Annotated in this window: 10 protein-coding genes and 6 pseudogenes; 11 read left to right on the top strand and 5 right to left on the bottom strand. The window is 38.7% G+C overall.

The features are described from left to right. From JCM17102_RS18600 to JCM17102_RS32645, 11 genes and pseudogenes are all read left to right on the top strand, one after another. Positions 1-370, top strand: a 370-nt coding sequence (locus JCM17102_RS18600; RefSeq protein WP_025076258.1) for a glycoside hydrolase family 88 protein, incomplete at its 5' end; no start/stop codon positions are given. Between the two features lie 41 nt (positions 371-411). Then, positions 412-3126 (top strand): glycoside hydrolase family 2 protein, encoded by a 2715-nt coding sequence (locus JCM17102_RS18605; RefSeq protein ID WP_025076259.1) that lies wholly within the window; start codon positions 412-414, stop codon positions 3124-3126. A gap of 49 nt (positions 3127-3175) precedes the next feature. Beyond that, positions 3176-5034, top strand: a pseudogene (locus tag JCM17102_RS28410) (FAD-dependent oxidoreductase). A 252-nt stretch (positions 5035-5286) separates the two neighbouring features. After that, entirely contained in the window at positions 5287-6435 is a 1149-nt protein-coding gene (locus JCM17102_RS18615; RefSeq protein ID WP_025076260.1) for a beta-1,2-mannosidase, read from the top strand. A 662-nt stretch (positions 6436-7097) separates the two neighbouring features. Continuing rightward, positions 7098-7712, top strand: a pseudogene (locus tag JCM17102_RS28415) (3-keto-disaccharide hydrolase); the annotation flags it as partial. A 334-nt stretch (positions 7713-8046) separates the two neighbouring features. Then, positions 8047-8733, top strand: a pseudogene (locus JCM17102_RS24865) (3-keto-disaccharide hydrolase); the annotation flags it as partial. Positions 8734-8793: 60 nt separating this feature from the next. Beyond that, a complete protein-coding gene (locus JCM17102_RS18630) occupies positions 8794-9642 on the top strand; it encodes an FAD:protein FMN transferase (protein WP_025076261.1) in 849 nt (282 codons plus the stop codon). Positions 9643-9792: 150 nt separating this feature from the next. Beyond that, positions 9793-12747, top strand: coding sequence for a glycosyl hydrolase 115 family protein (locus JCM17102_RS18640; RefSeq protein ID WP_025076262.1), 2955 nt, complete (start codon positions 9793-9795; stop codon positions 12745-12747). A 200-nt stretch (positions 12748-12947) separates the two neighbouring features. Continuing rightward, positions 12948-14629 (top strand): annotated as a pseudogene (locus JCM17102_RS28420) (arylsulfatase). A 27-nt stretch (positions 14630-14656) separates the two neighbouring features. Continuing rightward, entirely contained in the window at positions 14657-16210 is a 1554-nt protein-coding gene (locus JCM17102_RS18650; protein WP_025076263.1) for a sulfatase family protein, read from the top strand. 69 nt (positions 16211-16279) lie between these two features. Continuing rightward, positions 16280-16391 (top strand): annotated as a pseudogene (locus tag JCM17102_RS32645) (IS982 family transposase); the annotation flags it as partial. Between the two features lie 159 nt (positions 16392-16550). On the opposite strand, the gene JCM17102_RS18655 reads toward JCM17102_RS32645, so the two are convergent. The 5 genes and pseudogenes from JCM17102_RS18655 to JCM17102_RS31985 all read right to left on the bottom strand — a co-directional run. Further along, complete coding sequence (locus JCM17102_RS18655; RefSeq protein ID WP_025076264.1) at positions 16551-16967, bottom strand: hypothetical protein; 417 nt, start codon at positions 16965-16967, stop codon at positions 16551-16553. Positions 16968-17325: 358 nt separating this feature from the next. Continuing rightward, a complete protein-coding gene (locus JCM17102_RS18665) occupies positions 17326-17538 on the bottom strand; it encodes a hypothetical protein (RefSeq protein ID WP_025076265.1) in 213 nt (70 codons plus the stop codon). Positions 17539-17571: 33 nt separating this feature from the next. After that, positions 17572-18141, bottom strand: a complete 570-nt coding sequence (locus tag JCM17102_RS31980; protein ID WP_025076266.1) for an RHS repeat domain-containing protein — start codon at positions 18139-18141, stop codon at positions 17572-17574. A gap of 295 nt (positions 18142-18436) precedes the next feature. Beyond that, the gene (locus JCM17102_RS18675; RefSeq protein ID WP_025076267.1) at positions 18437-19048 is read right to left on the bottom strand and encodes a hypothetical protein; all 612 of its coding nucleotides are present in this window, start codon (positions 19046-19048) and stop codon (positions 18437-18439) included. A gap of 633 nt (positions 19049-19681) precedes the next feature. Next, positions 19682-20272 (bottom strand): annotated as a pseudogene (locus JCM17102_RS31985) (RHS repeat domain-containing protein); the annotation flags it as partial.

Raw genomic sequence — 20272 nt, forward strand, 5'->3', positions numbered from 1 at the left:
TATTATGCAGGGATATCACACCATGATGAAAAGCCTGCTGGATTACCAAACCTCAAGCGGTATGTGGAACCAATTGATTGACCAGCCTGATTGCTGGGCCGAGACTTCCGGATCTGCCATGTTTACTTTTGCTTTTATTGTAGGTGTGAAGAATGGCTGGCTGGATGCAGAGGTATACGGTCCTGCTGCCCGTAAAGCATGGATGGCTTTGGTGTCCTATATTAATGATAAGGGAGCTGTGAGAGAAGTATGTGTCGGAACAAACAAAAAAAATAGTAAGCAGTACTACTATGACCGTCCCCGCAATACGGGGGATTATCATGGACAAGCTCCTTATCTGTGGTGTACGGTTGCACTACTGGAAAAGTAAGTCGAATAACTTAATTAATTATTAAAAACAAGAAATTAAACATGTACAAGATATTAAAACATCTCTTTCTCCTATTCCTAATTTTCTTATGTTCACCATTTGTTTCAGGTCAGAGCCATACCAATAGCTCCCATTCTCCTGAACGTCTCCTGCTTGATTCAGAGATCACCCATGGAGGAAACTATCAATGGAAAATGATTAAAGCAGGCGATGTGAACGCATCCGGCGAGACAATCTCCCAACCGGATCTCCAGACTTCAGAGTGGATGCCAGCCATCGTTCCGGGAACTGTCCTGAACTCCCTGGTATACAACAAGAAATACCCCGAACCCTATTACGGAATCAACAACAAGCTGGAATCTAAGCTGATTCCCGACATCTCGGAAACAGGACGCGATTTCTACACCTACTGGTTTCGCACAGAATTCACTGTCCCCGAATCCTTCAAGGGAAAAACCATCTGGCTTCAACTCGACGGAATTAACTACCGGGCGGAAGTATGGGTGAATGGAAATCTGCTCAGTACTATTCATGGCATGTTTATGCAGGATTACATCAACGTGTCGGAATTCGTCAAGATAGGCAAGAAAAACGCGCTCGCCATTAAAGTATATCCCGTCGATGTTCCCGGTAGCGCCAAGCCCAAAACATGGGGAGCCGTAGGTGAATTCCATAATGGTGGAAACGGCAATATCGGTCTGAACACCACCATGCTGATGACAGTGGGATGGGATTTTACCTTCATGGACGGTATTCGTGACCGTAACACCGGTATTTGGAGAAACATATCCCTTTATACAACAGGCAAAGTAGCCCTTCGCCACCCCTTCGTCAAATCCGAACTGCGGAAGCCCGGCTATGACCAGGCACGCGAGTCTGTGTCGGTGGAAGTAGTTAATCCCTCGAACAGCTACAGCGGAATAAACTGCACAGTAAAAGGCGAAATCCTTGGTGAAAACATTACTTTTGAGAAATCACTCCGAATTCTGCGTGGAGAGGAAAAGGTGCTGACCTTCACTCCCGAAGAATTTCCCAAACTGGTGATCAACTCACCCCGTTTGTGGTGGCCTGTTAATAAAGGGCCCCAGAACCTGTATGATTTAAAACTGACTGTATCCGTTGACGGAGTAGTCTGTGACTCTGTAAAAACAAGATTCGGTATACGTGAAATCACTTCCGATACAAACACACCCGATAAATCCCGCGTATTTTATGTCAATGGCAAACGCTTGTTTATCCGCGGAACCAATTGGATTCCGGAAGCCATGCTGCGAACTTCTGATGAACGTACCTATGCCGAACTGAGGTATACCCGCCAGTCCGGTGTAAATCTGGTGAGAATGTGGGGAGGCGGCATTGCCGAATCTGATTATTTCTTCCAGTTGTGTGACGAATTAGGTTTGTTGGTATGGCAGGAATTCTGGATGACAGGTGATACGAAACATCCCCAGGATAAAGGTTCGTATTTGGCCAATGTTACTTCGACGGTAAAACGTATCCGTAACCATCCTTCACTGGCCTATTACGTGGCATCCAATGAAAGCTCCGAGGTGACAGGTACTCCTGAATTGTTGATGGAACTGGATGGTACCAGAGGTTACCAGATGCAATCCGAGTGTGCCGGTGTACACGACGGAAGCCCTTATAAACAAGTGAACCCGATGCAACATTATGAAAATACGGCTTCTCCCCGCGGCAGTCGTGTAGATGGCTTTAATCCTGAGTATGGAGCCCCGACACTTCCTACGGTAGAAATCCTTCGTGAGATGATGGATGAGAAAGACCTCTGGCCTATTAACAAGAAGGTGTGGGATTATCTGGACGGGAATGGTTTCCATTTGATGACTACCCTTTATACAGATCTAGTCAATCAATACGGTGAATCTTCATCTATTGATGAGTTTGCCCGCAAAGGACAATTGTTGGGTGCCATTAACTCTAAGAGCATCTGGGAGGTATGGAACTACAACAAGCTGGATTACGGTGACCGTTTTTGTTCGGGTCTACTGTTCTGGTATCATAACTGCTCGATGCGTCAGGTGGCTTCCCGTATGTGGGACTGGTCTTTGGAGCCGACGGCATCGCTTTATCATACAGCCAACTCGTTGGAGCCGTTGCATGCACAGTTTGATTACTTGAAAAATACCGTATCGGTAGTGAATGACTTTTACCGGGATTTCAATGACTATAAAGTAGTGGCACAGGTCTATGATATCGACAGTCGGAAAGTATTGGAAGAATCTGCTATAGTGAATCTTCCTGAGGACGGAGTCGCGAATGATGTACTGACGATCCGTTTCCCAGAGAATATATCCCAGGTTCATTTTATCAAGCTGACCCTGAAGGATGAAAAGGGGAAAGAAGTTTCTTCGAACTTCTACTGGCGTTCTAAGGATAAATATGAGGGAAAGACCACGTTGACAGGACCTGCCACCTCCGGTTTCAAACAATTGGGTGATCTCAAGTCTGCCAGAGTGAAGCTGTCATATAAGGTTAGGGAAGAGGGAAACCGTTACTTTGTGGATGTGGTTCTGAAGAACAGCTCCAACCGCATTGCTTTCTTCAATCAGCTGCAATTCTTGAATTCGAAAATGAGTCCGATCCGTCCATCATTCTATACGGATAACTTCTTTACGTTGATGCCTAAAGAGAATAAGGTGGTAACCATTGAGACGGGTAAGGAGAAACTAGGAGAAGGTGTAATGTTGGTTCTGAAGGGATGGAATACAGAGAGCCAAGAGTATAAACTGAAATAATAGGGACAAGAATAGTAATTTAGAATAAAAATTAAAACAAGCGTATAAAGTGAGAAGACTCTACACACTTAGTATCTTATTACTACTCAGCTGGGGAATATCTGCTCAGAATAGCTATGACCTGGTAATTGTCGGTGGAAATCCCGGGGGTATAATGGCGGCAATTGCCGCCGCCCGAGAAGGTAAAACTTCAGTAATCCTGGAACGTACCAGCATGTGGGTGGCCTTCCGGTCAATGGATTGGGGGCAACGGATATTGCTACTCGTCAAGCAACTACAGGGTTATTCTCAGAGTTTACATCAAGAGTAAAACAATACTATATCGACCGATATGGAGATAAATCACAACAGGTGAAAGACTGTAGTGATGGCTTTCATTTTGAACCTTTAGTTGCAGCCCATGTCTACAAACAGATGTTGGAAGAACACAAAGACAAGATCAATGTGTTTTTGCTGCGGCAGTTTGATGCGGAAGACAAAAATATCTCACTTAGAGACGGACGTATCGAAAGTATCCGCATATTGAACCGGGAAACAGGACAGAACGAAACATACTTCGGTAAAATCTTTATAGACGCTACTTATGAAGGAGATTTAGGTGCTGCTGCCGGGGTTCCATTCCGCGTAGGTAGGGAGAGTCGTGAGGAATTTGGAGAACCGGGAGCCGGACGTACTTATGAATACTGGAAAAGCTTACCTGCAGAAGGTAGTACGGGACAGGCGGATAACGCAGTACAGGCATATAATTATCGACTTTGCCTGACTGATGATCCTGCGAAACGTATTGCTTTCCCCAAACCGAAATCTTATAATCGGAAAGAATACGTATCACTCATAGAAGATGTATGGACTGGGCGAAATACGCAGCGTGTGATGGCAGAAGTGACAGACGAAATGATGGAAGAAAATCGCCGTCACATAGCTGGAGGAAACCGTAGTAAATTACCTGGAGACAGCTGGGGAATCTGGAAACTGAGTAGCTTAGTTAAACTCCCCAACCGAAAGGCAGACGGGAATAACCAACATGCTGCATTCCTTTCTACTGATCTTCCCGAAGAAAATTGGCCTTGGCCTACTTCCTCTTGGGAATGGAGAGATAAATTTGCTGAACGTCTAAGGGATTATACATTAGGGTTGTTCTGGTTTGCACAGAATGACAGCGAGCTCCCTGAACATTTTCGCAAAGAGATATCACAGTGGGGACTTGCGAAAGATGAGTATGAGGATAATGGATATTTTCCTCGTCAAGTATATGTCCGTGAAGGCCGCCGATTTGAAGGGGTGTATTTTTTTACGGCCAAAGATGCGTTGCCAGTGTCACCGGGTAAACGTCCGCCCCTGCATTCAGGCAGTGTGACCGCCAGTCATTATGCACTTGATTCACATGCTGCCCGTAAGCGGGAAACTGGACGAGTCCACTTGGATGGATTTATTAGCTATCCTACTGCTGTATATACAGTTCCTTTAGGTGTAATTCTGCCCCGCAAGGTGGATAACCTGTTATTGCCAGTACCTGTATCTGGTTCACACATCGGCTTTTCTACATTACGTATGGAACCTTGCTGGATGGCATTAGGACAGGCAGCAGGAATTACAGCTTCTCTTGCTATAGATCGGAAGACCTCAGTACGTGCGGTTGATATAGCTATTTTGCAAGACATCCTTATCAGAGAAAAGGCAACGTTGATCTATTATCGTGATGTACGCCCGGAAGATAAAGATTTTCCTATGGTGCAATATCTGGGATTAAGAGGGTATTTGAACGAATGGGATGCCGACTTACAAAAGGTGGTTGATGAGGCTACACTAAGAAACTGGGAGAAACTTTGTGGCTTTAAACTGAAAGCAATTTCAGGAAAGACTTTAAGAGGAGAAGCGTTGAAAGAAATATTCAACATACGTCAGTGATTCTCTGAAATCCTGGTGGGGTATTATTAAACTGTTTGTGGAGTATTAATGGTCTATATCTTAACTATTAATAGTATACATCTCAGTTATTAATACTCTATAATTCAACTATTAATAGCCAATAATAGACTATGAATATGCTCAAAATAAGCTATTTATAATGAAACGATTGGATGCGCTTATGAAAGTTTAATTAGATATATAAGCGAATCCAAAAGCGTAATTTTATTTATTGATAAACTAAAAGACAAAATGAAATTAAGACTCTTAACTTGTTTGGCAATAGGACTATTCTTATGTGGATTCTCCACGTTGCCTTCTTCAGCTGTTTCAAGTGAAAAACAATCTAAAAAGTGGGTAATAGGTCCATTTTTGCGCCCTGAGAAAGGTAATCCGGTCATTTCCCCACAACCGACAGCTTTTGATTGTCCAATGCAAAAACAGAAAATCAAATGGGAAGAAAGTGATACTTTTAATCCGGCAGCTACTGTAAAAGATGGAAAGATCGTTGTACTCTATCGGGCAGAAGACAACTCTGCACAGGGGATAGGAAAAAGAACATCCCGTATTGGATATGCCGAAAGTACAGACGGAATAACAATATCAAGATTGAAGGCACCAGTACTCTTTCCTGCTGAAGATGAATTTAAAAGTATTGAGTGTCCGGGTGGTTGTGAAGACCCTCGTGTAGCGATGACTAAAGATGGATTGTATGTAATGCTTTATACAGCGTGGAACCGTCAAACTCCCCGCCTTGCCGTTGCTACCTCCAGAGATTTGAAGAACTGGACCAAACATGGGCTTGCTTTTGAAAAAGCTTATAATGGTCGGTTTGCTAAGATTGCAAGTAAATCGGCTTCTATTCTTACAAAAGTGAATGATGGGAAAATAGTCATTGATAAAGTAGATGGTAAATATTTTATGTATTGGGGAGAATATGCTGTTTATGCTGCCACGTCTGAAAATCTGGTAGATTGGTATCCGGTATTGGATGAGAATAATCAATTAAAGAAACTGGCTAGACCACGTAAAGGATACTTTGACAGTCAGATGACAGAATGTGGTCCTCCGGCTATTCGGACGAAGTATGGTATTGTTTTAATGTATAATGGTAAAAATGATAAAAGAAGCGGAGATCCAAACTATCCAGGAGGTGCTTATTGTGCCGGACAAATGCTATTTGACAACAAAGATCCTTATAAACTTTTAGATCGTTTGGATAAACCTTTCTTTGTTCCCGAAGCTTCTTTTGAGAAAAGCGGCCAATACAAGGATGGAACAGTCTTTATCGAAGGATTGGCTTACTTTAAAAAGAAATTATATCTTTATTATGGATGTGCCGACTCAAAAGTAGCAGTATCTGTGTGCGATAATGTAAAGAACTTATTGAAAATAGACTGATATAATTTCCTATAGTTAATTAAGTTTGCACAGTTTGTCAAAGAGTATCCGGATGGTATCTCATTGAGTTTTCTGATGGACATTTCTCTGTATACTTCTGTGAAACGTTTTTTCAAGAAGTACAAATACTGGGGAAAGTACAGTTGTCGTAAAATCCTCAAGAATGCCTAGCTGATGCCATCACCTTGGATTTAAGAGATACTGTGACTAAAGTAGCTATTCATTCGGCTTATTTTGATGATGTATATTTCTTTTTGATGCTGAGTGTATCTAAAGAAATCATTTTTCAAGTCGATACAGATAAAATAGTTGCTGCACTCATTTTCAAATAGGGGGATATAATGTAAGACTACAGAATATTTTCCTAAAAGGAAAATAAACGTAGAAACGTAAATCACTACTTTTTTATAGAATAATAGGGAGAAATATCAGGTGATGGATATTTTCTCCCTGTTTTTAGTTAGTTTGAATAGATTTTTTCCTTTGTTGGTCAGAATATTGCGTTTTAAATGAATTTTCTTTCTTAACTTTGGCGCCACAAATAAGGGTATTAATTTCTATAATATCGTTTGCGTACACGAAAAATACATATATAGATAATAACAACCAAATTTAGTACCAACAGGATTAGTGTTAATTCTACAAATTAGAAAAGATTGTATATGAAAAAGAATATTTTATTGACTTTACTTTTGTTCTGTGCCGCTTCTTTGACAGCACAGAATTGGGAACCTCTTTTTAATGGTAAGAACCTGAAAGGGTGGAAGAGGCTGAACGGTACAGTTGAGTATAAAGTTGTAGATGGTGCCATTGTAGATATTTCTAAAATGGGAACCAATAACACATTTCTTGCTACGACAAAAAACTATGGAGATTTTATTCTTGAATTTGATTTCAAAGTAGATGATGGTTTGAACTCTGGTGTACGACTTCGTAGTGAAAGTACAAAAGATTACCAGAAAGGATGCGTACATGGTTATCAATTCGAAATCAATCCATCTAAAAGTGCATGCTCAGGTGGTATTTATGATGAAGCACGTTGTAGTTGGCTGTATCCTTAAACTAAGAATCCGTGTACGTAAACAGCTTTTAAAAACAATGCTTGGAACAAAGTTCGTATTGAAGCTGTTGGAAATTCGATTCGTACTTGGATGAATGGGGTACTTTGTGCTAACCTCTGGGATGATAAGACTTCTGAAGGATTTATTGCTTTGAAAGTACATGCAATCGGTAATGCTGCTGATGAAGGAAAGACTGTCAGCTGGAAAGATATTCGTTCTGTACTACAAAAGAAGGAGGTGATATAGAAATCTTTGTAAGATGCACAGAAACTGAAACGGATGATTATAACTATGTGGTTAAAATTTAAGCTATCTTCCCAGTAAAAACACAATAGATGTAATCTTTTATATGACTGACTTTTATTTTAATAACAATGATCTATTAAAGTACAAGCACGATTTGCTCAATAAACGTAACAATTAATATTATTTATCTTAAAAAAAATGTATTATGAAAAAGAAGACAAAAAGTAATGTTTGGCACATCCAATGGATGTTGTTAGTATTTGTCGCTCTTTGCTTCACTGGTTGCAAAAACGACAATAAGGTTGCATCAGAAGTAAATGCGATAGCTAATACTATTTCTCCGAGTGAAGCCAAAGACGGTTGGGTATTGCTGTGGGATGGTAAGACTACTAATGGATGGAGAGGAGCAAAACTTTCTACTTTCCCGGAAAAAGGTTGGAAAATTGAAGATGGTATCCTGAAAGTGATGAAGAGTGGTGGAGCGGAATCAGCTAATGGTGGTGATATCGTGACTACACGTAAATATAAGAATTTTATCTTAACTGTAGATTTCAAGATTACTGAAGGTGCTAATAGTGGAATTAAATACTTCGTTAATCCGGATATGAATAAAGGAGAAGGTTCCGCCATTGGTTGCGAATTCCAGATTCTTGATGACGACAAACATCCTGACGCTAAACTAGGTGTGAAGGGTAACAGAAAACTTGGTTCACTGTATGACCTGATTCCGGCTCCGGTTGAAAAACCTTTTAAAAAAGGAGAGTTTAATACGGCTACTATTATTGTAAAAGATAACCATGTTGAACATTGGTTGAATGGCGTTAAGCTTATCGAATACGATCGTAACAATGATATGTGGAATGCATTGGTGGCTTACAGTAAATATAAAAACTGGCCGAACTTCGGAAATTTTGAAGAAGGAAATATTCTTCTGCAAGATCATGGAGATGAAGTATGGTTCAAGAATGTGAAGATTAAAGAACTGAAATAAGAAATAAAATGTCCACCTTGCTTTTGAAGAAAGGTGGACATTTTACACAAAGCCCTTGTCATGTGTCGTTCTTTTCAGCATTTATATAGACAATCTTCTGATGGTGACGGTTTACTCTATGCTTGGTTTCCGTCTATGCATACCCGGGTAGATATTATTTTATCCAGTCAGTACTCAGAAGATAAATTATTGTTGGTCATTGCAACTATACAGGATATATTGCGGCAATTAGAAAAGACTGCCAATTATTATGATGCGGATAGCGAACTTGCACAGATCAACCAAACAGCCTCTTTACATCCTGTGAAACTCAGTTCATCTCTTTATGAAATGATTTATTTATGTCTGGAATATCACAGGAAAACTTTGGGTTGTTTTGATGTCACTGTCCATTCTGAACATTATACCCGAAATACGATACAATCGGTACAATTGTCTGCCGAAGACCAGACTGTATTTTTTCAGAAAAAGGGAACAACCATAAATTTATCCGGTTTCCTAAAAGGATATGCTTTGGAGCGGATTAGAGAGATATTGGAAAGTTATGCAATAAGAAATGCATTAATAAATATAGGAAATAGTTCGATATTGGCAATAGGAAACCATCCTAATGGTAAAGGGTGGAAAGTTGATTTTGACAAGCGACTTCATATAGGAAAAGACAGTGAGAATAATGCTTTGATATTATTTGATGAATGTCTCACAACTTCAGGAAATGACTCTGCTGAGCGCAAACATTTAATTTCTCCTCACAGTGGTAAATTGGTAGAAGGTTGTAAGCAATTAGCGGTAGTGACAACTAATGGAGCTATTGGAGAAATATTTTCTACCAGTCTATTTGTTGCTGATGAAGAACTGCGTGCATTATTAATTGATCGTTTTCATTTGAAGACAGTCATTGAGTTATAGGCGATATTGTTGTATTTTGAGTACATTTTGTTGCTTAGTAGAATGAGATTGAGCATTTGATCCTAATTTCTCAATCATCGGTTTATATTTTATCCTGTTTCTATTTATTTTTATTTTCATTTGTATCATTGATACATAAATTAATTTTTTATGAAAACCAAATCTTTGTTGTTAGGACTCTTTTGCTGTTGTTGTATTTCAGCAGAAGCGCAAGTGTTATTGAATAAAGGGGCAGGGAAAAATAGTTTTCCTATTGTTTCGCCATCCTCAAAGGCTGTTGTTTGTTTTGATGGAAAAGATGAAATAGTGGTACGTAAGAGTGTTTCTTTATTTGTAGAAGATGTTAATCGTGTGACGGGTCAGACATTGGAGGTTGCAGAAAAGGAACCGGGTGATGTATCAGCACGTTACGCTATTATTGTAGGTACTATTGGTGAAAGTGAATGGATCAACAAATTAGCTGCTCGAAATAAGATTGACACTACATCCATAGCAGGGGGATGGGAAAGATATTTGATAGAGAAGGTTAGCAATCCTGTACCGGGTGTCAAAAATGCAATTGTAATTGCTGGTAGTGACAGACGTGGTACAGCTTATGGACTTCTTTCTATTTCCAGAGCGATAGGTGTCTCTCCTTGGTATTGGTGGGCCGATGCTCCGGTAAAACAACTTAAACAGTTGAATGTAAACGTCAATAAGTATATTTCGAACGAACCGACAGTAAAGTTCAGAGGTATCTTTATCAATGACGAAGATTGGGGACTTTATAAATGGTCAAAAGAGAATTTTGAAAAAGAACGTGGAAACTTCGGACCCAAAACATATGCAAAGGTTTGTGAGTTGTTATTACGTCTTCAAGCCAATTACTTATGTCCCGCCATGCACGATGCGTCGATGGCATTTCATCGGATTCCGGAAAACAGATTAGTAGCGGATAGTTTTGCTATTGTCATGGGATCGTCACATTGCGAACCATTGCTGTTTAATACAGCTAGTGAATGGAAACGTGATAAAATGGGTGAATGGGACTATATCAATAACAAAACAGGTGTAGATAAAGTCTTGAAATCACGTGTTGAAGAATGTGCTCCTTTTGAAAATGTATATACATTGGCTTTACGTGGATTGCATGATAAAGCAATGAATGCCAGCAATGATATGTCCGATAGAAAGAAGATGCTTCAGGAAGCACTAATGGCACAGAGACAAATGCTGGTCGATCTCATTGGCAAACGTGCAGAAGATATTCCTCAAGCTTTTACCCCTTACAAGGAAGTATTGGATGTATATGATGAGGGGTTGGAACTTCCGGATGATGTGACTATTATCTGGCCGGATGACAATTACGGCTATATGAAGCGTTTGAGTAGTCCGAAAGAACAGAAGCGTTCCGGACGTTCCGGCGTATATTACCATTCTTCTTATCTAGGTAAACCTCATGATCACCTTTGGATGAATACAGTTTCACCTACTTTAATGTATGAAGAGCTACGTAAAGCTTATGATATGACAGCCGACCGTATCTGGTTACTTAATGCCGGTGATATTAAATCCTGCGAATTTGCAGTAGACTATTTTCTGACAATGGCTTTTGATATCAACGCCTTCAATTTTGAAAGAGCAGCCAATTACCGTACCGAATGGTTGTGTGGTATGTTAGGAGATGAATATCGGGAAGAATATCAAGATGTGATTAACTCTTTCTACAAGTTAGCCTTTGAGCGTAAACCGGAGTTTATGGGGTGGGGCTATCAATGGGCAACAGACAAACATGGGAATGAACGGAATACAGATACCGACTTCTCATTTACAAATTACCGGGAAGCAGATATTCGCCTGGCCGAATATACACGTATTGGGTCTATTGTTGAGAAGATACTGAATCAATTGTCGGATGACCACCAAAAAGCCTGTTTCTATCAGTTGCTATATTATCCGGTAAAAGGCTGTGAGTTACTTAATCAGATGGTTTTGAATGGTCAGAAAAATCGTTGGTATTCCATTCAGCAGAGAGCGGCTACCGAATTCTTGGCAAATAAGACAAAGGTATGTTATGATAGTCTGCAAATAATTACGGACGGATATAACTCTTTGTTAGGTGGTAAATGGAACCATATGATGACCATGAAACAAGGTTTTGCCTCCTCTTATTTCAAACTTCCGGAATTGCGCACAGTTTCATTGGAAAATAATGCTTCTTTAGGAGTGATGGCGGAAGAGGAAGATATATTAAAAGGATTGAAAAGTTTCCACTCATTACCAGCTTTTAATACCTACTTACGCCGTTCATATTATGTAGACGTTTTCAATAAAGGTACGGCACCGTTAAAATGGCAGGCAAATGTTTCAAACGATTGGATTGTATTGAATAAGAAAACTGGTGAGACAGCTACTGAAGAACGTATTGATGTATCAATCGATTGGACAAAAGTACCTGTAGGCGAAAGAGTGTTGGGGACATTAGAAATCTCGTCTGCCAACGGCGAAAAAGAAAATGTTTACGTTTCAGTATTCAATCCTTCCTCACCTTCGCTGGCGGAGATGGATACCCTGTTCGTTGAACATAACGGCTATGTCTCAATAGATGCAGCAAGTTTTCATCGCAAAGTGGAGAATAAAGATATCAAGATGATAACAATTCCTAATCTGGGGGTTGAAAATACAGCTATCCAATTAGGTAACCCAGTGGCTCCACCACAGCGGACAGCAGGACGTAGTACCCCACGATTAGAATATGATTTTTACACTTTCGAACAAGGTTCTGTAGATGTTTATACGTATGTCCTGCCAACATTCGTTCTATGTAAAGACAGAGGATATGCTGGACATGAAGCAACGAATGTCGAAACAAAATATGGTGTATGTATCGACGAAGGTCCTGTGATGAATCCATCCACTTCTTCTTTTGAGTATGCACAACTTTGGTATGAAAGCGTATTGAAAAATTGTAGAATCAATAAAACCACTCTGCATATAGATAAGCCTGGTAAACATACGGTAAAAATTATTTGCGGAGATGCAGGAACGGTTATTCAAAAGATTGTTTTGGACTTTGGTGGAATGAAACGTTCTTATATGGGACCACGACCTACAAGGAATAAATAAGTTTCTTAAAAATAGAAGCTGTAATTAAAAAGAATATTTTGCATTGTACTGAATAAATTCAAGAGTGGACTTATCCGGTACAATGCATTTGGAATATATAATGGTCTGTATTTTTCCTTTATTGAATAGTAATTTTTGTATTATGCAAGGTGTAATGCCTATATTTGTACTATTGATAATAAATTAAATATCTAATATTTATGAATTCTAAATTATTACTTCTACCGGCCGCACTGACACTAGCCGGAAATTCCGTCGCAAAAGACAAAAATAAGAGGACCGACAAGCGTCCGAATATTCTAGTGATTCTTGCGGATGATTTAGGTTATTCTGATTTAGGATGTTATGGTAGTGAGATTCATACTCCCAATTTGGACAAGCTGGCACAGCAAGGTGTTCGTTTCAATCATTTCTATAATGCTAGTCGTAGTTGCCCGACTCGTGCTTCTTTATTAACCGGACTTTACCAACATCAGGCGGGTATTGGTCGTATGACGTTTGATGACAATTTACCGGGATATCGGGGTACACTTTCGCGTAATGCAGTCACCATTGCGGAAGTTCTGAAAGGAGTAGGATATACCACCAGTATGGTAGGTAAATGGCATATTGCCGAAACCCCCTTGCGTAAAGACCAACGGGAATGGTTGGCACATCATGTATTTCATGATACTTTCTCTGACTTATGCCATTATCCGGTGAATCGAGGTTTTGACACTCATTATGGAACCATTTATGGAGTGGTGGATTACTTTGATCCGTTTAGCCTGGTAGAAGGTGAAGAACCTATAAAAGAAGTACCGGATGGATATTATATCACTCAGGCTCTTTCGGACCGTGCTGTGAAAGAAGTGAACGAATATGCAAAAGAAAACAAACCTTTTTTTATGTATCTGGCTTATACGGCACCTCACTGGCCACTTCATGCTTTGCCTGAAGATATTGAGAAGTATAAAGATACTTATAAAGTAGGTTGGGAAGCCATTCGTAATGCTCGTTACGAACGGCAAAAACAATTGGGAATATTTCCTGGAATGGATAACTTCTTATCTGATCGTCAATTTCTAGATAAGTGGGAAAACAATCCGACTGCAGAGTGGGATGCTCGTGCCATGGCGGTCCATGCAGCAATGATTGATCGTATGGACCAAGGAATTGGTCAAGTGATTGAGGCTTTAGAACGTACCGGACAGTTGGATAACACATTGATCTTATTTCTTTCCGATAATGGATGTAGTAATGAGCTCTGCCAGAATTATTCCCCGGGTGAAAATGACCGTCCTGATATGACTCGCAAAGGAGAGGTGATGGTATATCCACATAACAAAGAAGTATTGCCTGGTCCGGAAACTACCTATGCGTCGTTAGGAGCTCGTTGGGCCAATGTAGCCAATACTCCTTTCCGTTTTTGGAAAGCTAAGTCTTATGAAGGTGGTATTTGTACTCCTATGATTGCACATTGGCCAAAAGGAATCAAAAAAAATGTGGGTGGAATGACATCTGAAATCGGTCATGTAATGGATATTATGGCAACTTGTATTGATTTGGCAGATGCAAGCTATCCGGAAAAGTATAAAGGTCATGATATTATACCAATGGAAGGTAAGAGCCTTCTGCCTATCTTTAAGAGCGGTCATCGTGAAGGACATGACTACCTTGGTTTTGAACATTTCAATGAACGCGCTTTTCTTTCCAATGATGCTGGAAGATTGTCCGCCCTGGAGAAAAAGCGAAATGGGAATTGTATAACCTGAATGAGGATCGTAGTGAACAACACAATCTTGCTAACAAATACCCTGAAAAGGTAACAGAAATGGTAAAAGCTTATGAAGCATGGGCGAAGCGTTGCATGGTAGAACCTTATCCGGGGCAGAATAAATAATCTCACTAAGTTATTGGTAAATTGTATATGAACAATATATCTTTTTCTCTGGTAGTAGCGGTAGCTTCTGTCAGTATTTCTGCTATCGCGCAACAGACGAAAACTCCGAATGTCGTATTGATTATGACTGACCAGCAACGTGCTGATCTTTGTGGAAGAGAGGGCTTCCCAATGGACATAACACCTTATGTTGATTCGTTAGCTCATCAAAACACTTGGTTTGATAAAGCTTATACTGTGGCACCTGCGAGTTCTCCTGCTCGCTGCTCTATGTTTACGGGACGTTTCCCGTCGGCTACCCACGTACGTACCAATCATAATGTATTGGATGTATATTATCGAAAAGATATGGTTCATGTGTTTAAAGAAAAAGGATATAAAACAGCGCTTGTCGGCAAGAATCATTCTTATCTGAAACCAACCGATATGGATCATTGGATTGAATACGGACATTGGGGGAAGTCTGTGAAGAACAAGACAGAAGGCGAAAAGAAACTGGCCAACTTCCTCGATAAGGATGCACGCGGACAATGGTTGGAACCTTCTCCGATTCCTTTGGAACAACAACAGCCTGTTACAATTGTAAATGAAGCATTGGACTGGATCAAGACACAAGAAAATCCTTTTTTTATTTGGGTATCTTTCCCGGAACCTCATAATCCGTATCAAGTATGTGAACCCTATTATTCGATGTTTGCACCGAAGAAATTACCTCAACCCCGTACCGGTCGTAAGGATTTAGCGCGTAAAAGTGAAAAATATCAGATATTAGCGGAATTGGAAGACGATTCTTGCCCTGACTTGCAAAAAGATCTTCCCAGATTAAGAGGTAATTATATGGGAATGATACGACTGATAGATGATCAGGTGAAGCGATTGATTGAAACTCTGAAAGCAGAGGGGAAATATGAAAACACAATTTTCATTATTCTTTCTGACCATGGTGACTATTGTGGTGAATATGGACTGATCCGTAAAGGAGCCGGAACTCCTGAGTCTTTGACACGTATTCCGATGGTGTGGGCTGGCGCAGGTATTTCTAAACAACAAAAGCCAATGGAAGCTCATGTTTCTATTGCTGATATTTTCCCGACTCTTTGTACTGCTATTGGAGCCGATATTCCGGTGGGAGTGCAGGGACGTAGTTTATGGCCTATGCTTACAGGAAAAAGTTATCCGAAAAGAGAGTTTTCAAGTATGATAGTAGAACAAGGATTCGGAGGAGAAGACTTTACTCGGGAAGAGCCTTTGTCATTTCAAAAAGAAGGTGCTTTTACGCCGAATAAGATAGCTCACTTTGATGAACTGAATACCTGGACACAAAGCGGAACTCAACGCATGGTGCGCAAAGGAGATTGGAAGCTGATTTTGGATAATTATGGAAGAGGTGAATTGTATAATCTGAAAAAAGATCCATCTGAAATCAGTAATCTGTTTGATAACAAAAAATATGTAGCTAAACAATCAGAGTTACTTCAGGAGGCTTTGGTATGGAATCTGAGATTACAAGATCCGTTACCTGTTCCCAGACATCGGTATTCTTTTATACAGAATCCATACAATTATCATTTCAAAGATTAATGTTGTAACGTGAGATATTGAATTACTAAAATAGAATGAAAGGGTGGATCGAATAACGATTGAGCACTCCAGCACTATTCTTTCAACAATTTCATTGCGAACGCTTTGTCGGTTATTGAAGCATATTGCTTCTTTTAAAAAAAACGCCATCGGTGTAAACTTTATCAATGACGGGCTATTAGATTTAATTGATACAGAGAATGTTTGCAGTAGTAAAAAGAGGGACGCCTTTTGTACAACTGCAAACATATAAGAGTAACACAACTATAAATTGATATTACAATTATTAACAATAAAAAAAGGAGAAGATACTTGCCGAAGTCTTAGAATTCACGTTAGATTACATTAAACCAACAGTACCGGAACTAAATTTCACATAAAACCAATCCTTATTATTCTTATAATTTTCATCATTATCTTTTTGAATCTGAATGTATACCCATCGAACAGGAAAAACTAAGAAATACTCAATAAATTCTTTCCCATCAACAATTATTTTTAATTGATGAATTCCACATGAAGTATGAACATCTTGAAATTCATATAGTTTTTGCAAAGACTTATCTTTAAAAACAATATTGCCATCTATGTATACCTTGATATCAGTTGGTAAAGATGAATATTGAGTTGATATGATAAGAGGTACATTCATACCTTCATATTTATAATACCAATATCCTCCTCTGCATATCATTGCTATGATACATGCGCAAGTAACAATTATAAATTTACGGATTTTATTCTTTACATTTTTCATATTACCATGGTTTAACTATAAATATTGCATTACCTACATTAGGACGTTTTGCTCCATGTGGAGCTAAAAAACTATTTGTGCCAAGGTTTAGTTGTTAATTTTTCCAATTACTGTGTATTTCGTTCAGTTGTGAAGCTGTTGTTCCATAGAACATTCCATTTTTTCTCATGAGATTGCCAGGACCAAATGCACCATGTTGTAAACCTGCTAAATGTCCAAATTCATGTGTTGCTGTGTAAGAACCATAATTCCTACTGCCTAACAATTCATCATATGTACCCGAAAAAAAGGCCGCATTAATAAATGCAACTTTCCCACCTATATAATTTGAAGCTCCATAAACCTCTCCTTTCTCAATCTAACTTATTTTATCTGTTAAAACAAATAAATGATCATTATCTGATACTTCATTCATGTTTTTTACACTTGATAATTGTATATCTGAACTAAAGGATATGTCACCAATATCACCTTTAAATGCTCTTTTCATAGCCTTAGTGATATTTTTTACGGTTGACTCCATATCAATTCTTTCATTAGAATCATTCAATACTTTACCTGTAACATGCATCGTTATGCCTTCTAAATCTCCCTTTTTGTTATGTTAAGACGTAAACCAAATACTATCTCCATTCACGTCAATGTTATTCACCAGATTATTAGCCCATATTGATAAGGAGATAAGAGAACGTGTTAAAATACCTGAAATATGGAAATTACCCATGTCACACATAGTTGTAGCAGGGATGATTTTGTTATAAAGAGTTTTTTGACACATCCTCATCTTCATAAATCTCCCTATCGCCGCATCATAATGTCTCGCCCCATAATCATACCAACCAAGCCCATTCCTCGTATCCAACTCCTTACCGTTATACTTGTAAGGCTGAACACCGATTGTCGAAGTAAACGTCCCTCCAAACGGATAATAAGCATTCGTCTCCTCCACATTGCCATCCTTGTCTGCCACAACCCGGGTATTCCCCTGATGATCCTTCAAATAGAAATGGTACTTCCTATCCGGGAAACTCACATACCCAGCCTCATTGAGCAACATCCTCAACACCCCGTTCTCATAGACCGCATTTCCACAGTAATCCGTTGTTAAAGTAGTAGCACCGGTTTTATGTACGCTACGCAGCTTCGTTCCGTCCACCACATAGTCATACTGCACACTGTTACATTCGCAAAGGTTATCGATTAGGCAAATTTAAAAGATTATATCGATTATTGTCAATATTCTTGTTTAAATCTTTAATCGGATTATCGTTTTTGTCATAGGTATACTCCAGCACCTGATTAGTATTGTCCTTAACCTCCAGACTATTGTCACATACCAAATTAGGAGTAAGGTTAGCACTTTTTACAGATAAGATAAATTATCATAGATAAAGCATACCCTGATATATATTATCTGTTATTAGACAATCTATATCAGGGTAAAACGAAATTGAGGTTAAATCAAAGCACTACCAAACATCGAGCCAATACATTACATAATTTTTAAATATTACTATTCCTTTGCTATATCCATGTTGCCACCCATTTGGTAAACCAACTCCTGATTTAGAAAGATAATCATTCTTAAGAAAGCAACCTTTTTCTGCATTAAATATAAAAATGATCGCATTTTTATAAAAATCAGGTACGAAATCACCCCAAGTTCTGATATTGGAAATAGGAAGCATATTCGAATTCTGACAATATCGAATCGAATCAGTATTAATTATGGTACTATTCTCTTCATAATTATAAGGAATAATCATTAAACAAGAGTCTGTAAAATGATAAATAGCTTTAGCCTCGAGTAAAGCATCTTTTTTTAATGTCTCAATTCCTGTATCATTTAAAATCAACATAATATGAATATAACTCAATTCCTGTATTTTCGGATACTTAAAAGCTGTTATAAGCACTTTTTTATGAGCAATTTCTTTCGGAAAATGAGACACTAAATCTTCTGGATATAGACTAATGATTTCTTTATAACCTTGAACTGTTTTTTCATCAGGATACTCCTGTGAAAAACAATTGTATTGAATAAAAAACAATTCTATTAGTACTAAACTTATTATTTTCATAAACTATTATTTATATATTAACAACTTTCCTTTTCCTTCTGTAGCATTGTAATAATGATTCCAATTATTATAAACATTAATTGTTCGATAATCTTGCTTACCCGTCATTATTGTTTCCATTTCATTAAAAACAGCTCCAACAGTACTATAGACATTATCACTTGTTTTTGACACTCTATATGATATATAATTTCTTTCTATATATTCTGTTTTTTTTCCTCCTGTTAAAAGTACATCTATCATATCTAAGGCACTATACTTTCTCTGTATTAGTGGATCAGTTTTAATTCCTATCATTTTATTTTTATCAATCGGAAATATTCCATATTTCTCATTAATAAGATCAATTTCACCAGTAACAATCACTATGTTATTTTTCCCCGTTGGATAAGATTGTTCTCTAGACTTTTCGGATTTTAATTGTTGTATTGGATTAATACTATATCCATGCTTTTGAGCTAAAGAAGCAGACTCTTCAAAATTATATAATTTCGATAAAATATCTTTCATACTTCCAAACATATTATTATCACCAATATGAATATAAGTTTGTTCATTATATGTCATCTGTCGTCCGACTGAATCCCGATGGAAATATAAATCTCCTGTTGATTCGTTCATGTACCAGTCCCGTCCATCTATATCTATGTTTTTTATCGGATTATTATTACAATAAGCATATGAATTTACATTGTTGTATTTCTCTGCAGATGGATCCACCACATGCCACCTTCCTATCGCCGCATCATAATGTCTGGCCCCATAATCATACCAGTTCAGCCCATTCCTCGTATCCAACTCCTTACCGTTATACTTGTAAGGCTGAACACCGATTGTCGAAGTAAACGTCCCCCCAAACGGATAATACGCATTCGTCTCCTCCACATTACCATCTTGTCCGCCACAACCCTTACATTCCCCTGATGATCCTTCAAATAGAAATGGAACTTCCTATCAGGGAAACTCACATAGCCGCTTCATTCAGGAGCATCTTCAATACACCGTTCTCATAGACCACATTTCCACAGTAATCCGTTGTCAAAGTAGCAGCACCCATCTTATGTACCGTACGAAGCTTCGTTCCGTCGGCTGCATACTCATACCGGATACTGTTACCATTCGCAAAGGTTACCTCATCAGGCAAATTTAAAAGATTATATCCGATACTACTAATATTCTTGTTTAAATCTTTAATCAGATTCCCATTCTTGTCATAAGTATACT

This window comes from Bacteroides faecichinchillae JCM 17102 (assembly GCF_000614145.1).
GTDB classification, from domain to species: domain Bacteria; phylum Bacteroidota; class Bacteroidia; order Bacteroidales; family Bacteroidaceae; genus Bacteroides; species Bacteroides faecichinchillae.

What these genes read in the sequence shown, in the direction of transcription:
- JCM17102_RS18605 (WP_025076259.1), top strand. Translation starts at nt 412, where the DNA reads ATGTACAAGATATTAAAACATCTCTTTCTCCTATTCCTAATTTTCTTA.
- JCM17102_RS18615 (WP_025076260.1), top strand. Translation starts at nt 5,287, where the DNA reads ATGAAATTAAGACTCTTAACTTGTTTGGCAATAGGACTATTCTTATGT.
- JCM17102_RS18630 (WP_025076261.1), top strand. Translation starts at nt 8,794, where the DNA reads ATGTGTCGTTCTTTTCAGCATTTATATAGACAATCTTCTGATGGTGAC.
- JCM17102_RS18640 (WP_025076262.1), top strand. Translation starts at nt 9,793, where the DNA reads ATGAAAACCAAATCTTTGTTGTTAGGACTCTTTTGCTGTTGTTGTATT.
- JCM17102_RS18650 (WP_025076263.1), top strand. Translation starts at nt 14,657, where the DNA reads ATGAACAATATATCTTTTTCTCTGGTAGTAGCGGTAGCTTCTGTCAGT.
- JCM17102_RS18655 (WP_025076264.1), bottom strand. Translation starts at nt 16,967, where the DNA reads ATGAAAAATGTAAAGAATAAAATCCGTAAATTTATAATTGTTACTTGC.
- JCM17102_RS18665 (WP_025076265.1), bottom strand. Translation starts at nt 17,538, where the DNA reads ATGCATGTTACAGGTAAAGTATTGAATGATTCTAATGAAAGAATTGAT.
- JCM17102_RS18675 (WP_025076267.1), bottom strand. Translation starts at nt 19,048, where the DNA reads ATGAAAATAATAAGTTTAGTACTAATAGAATTGTTTTTTATTCAATAC.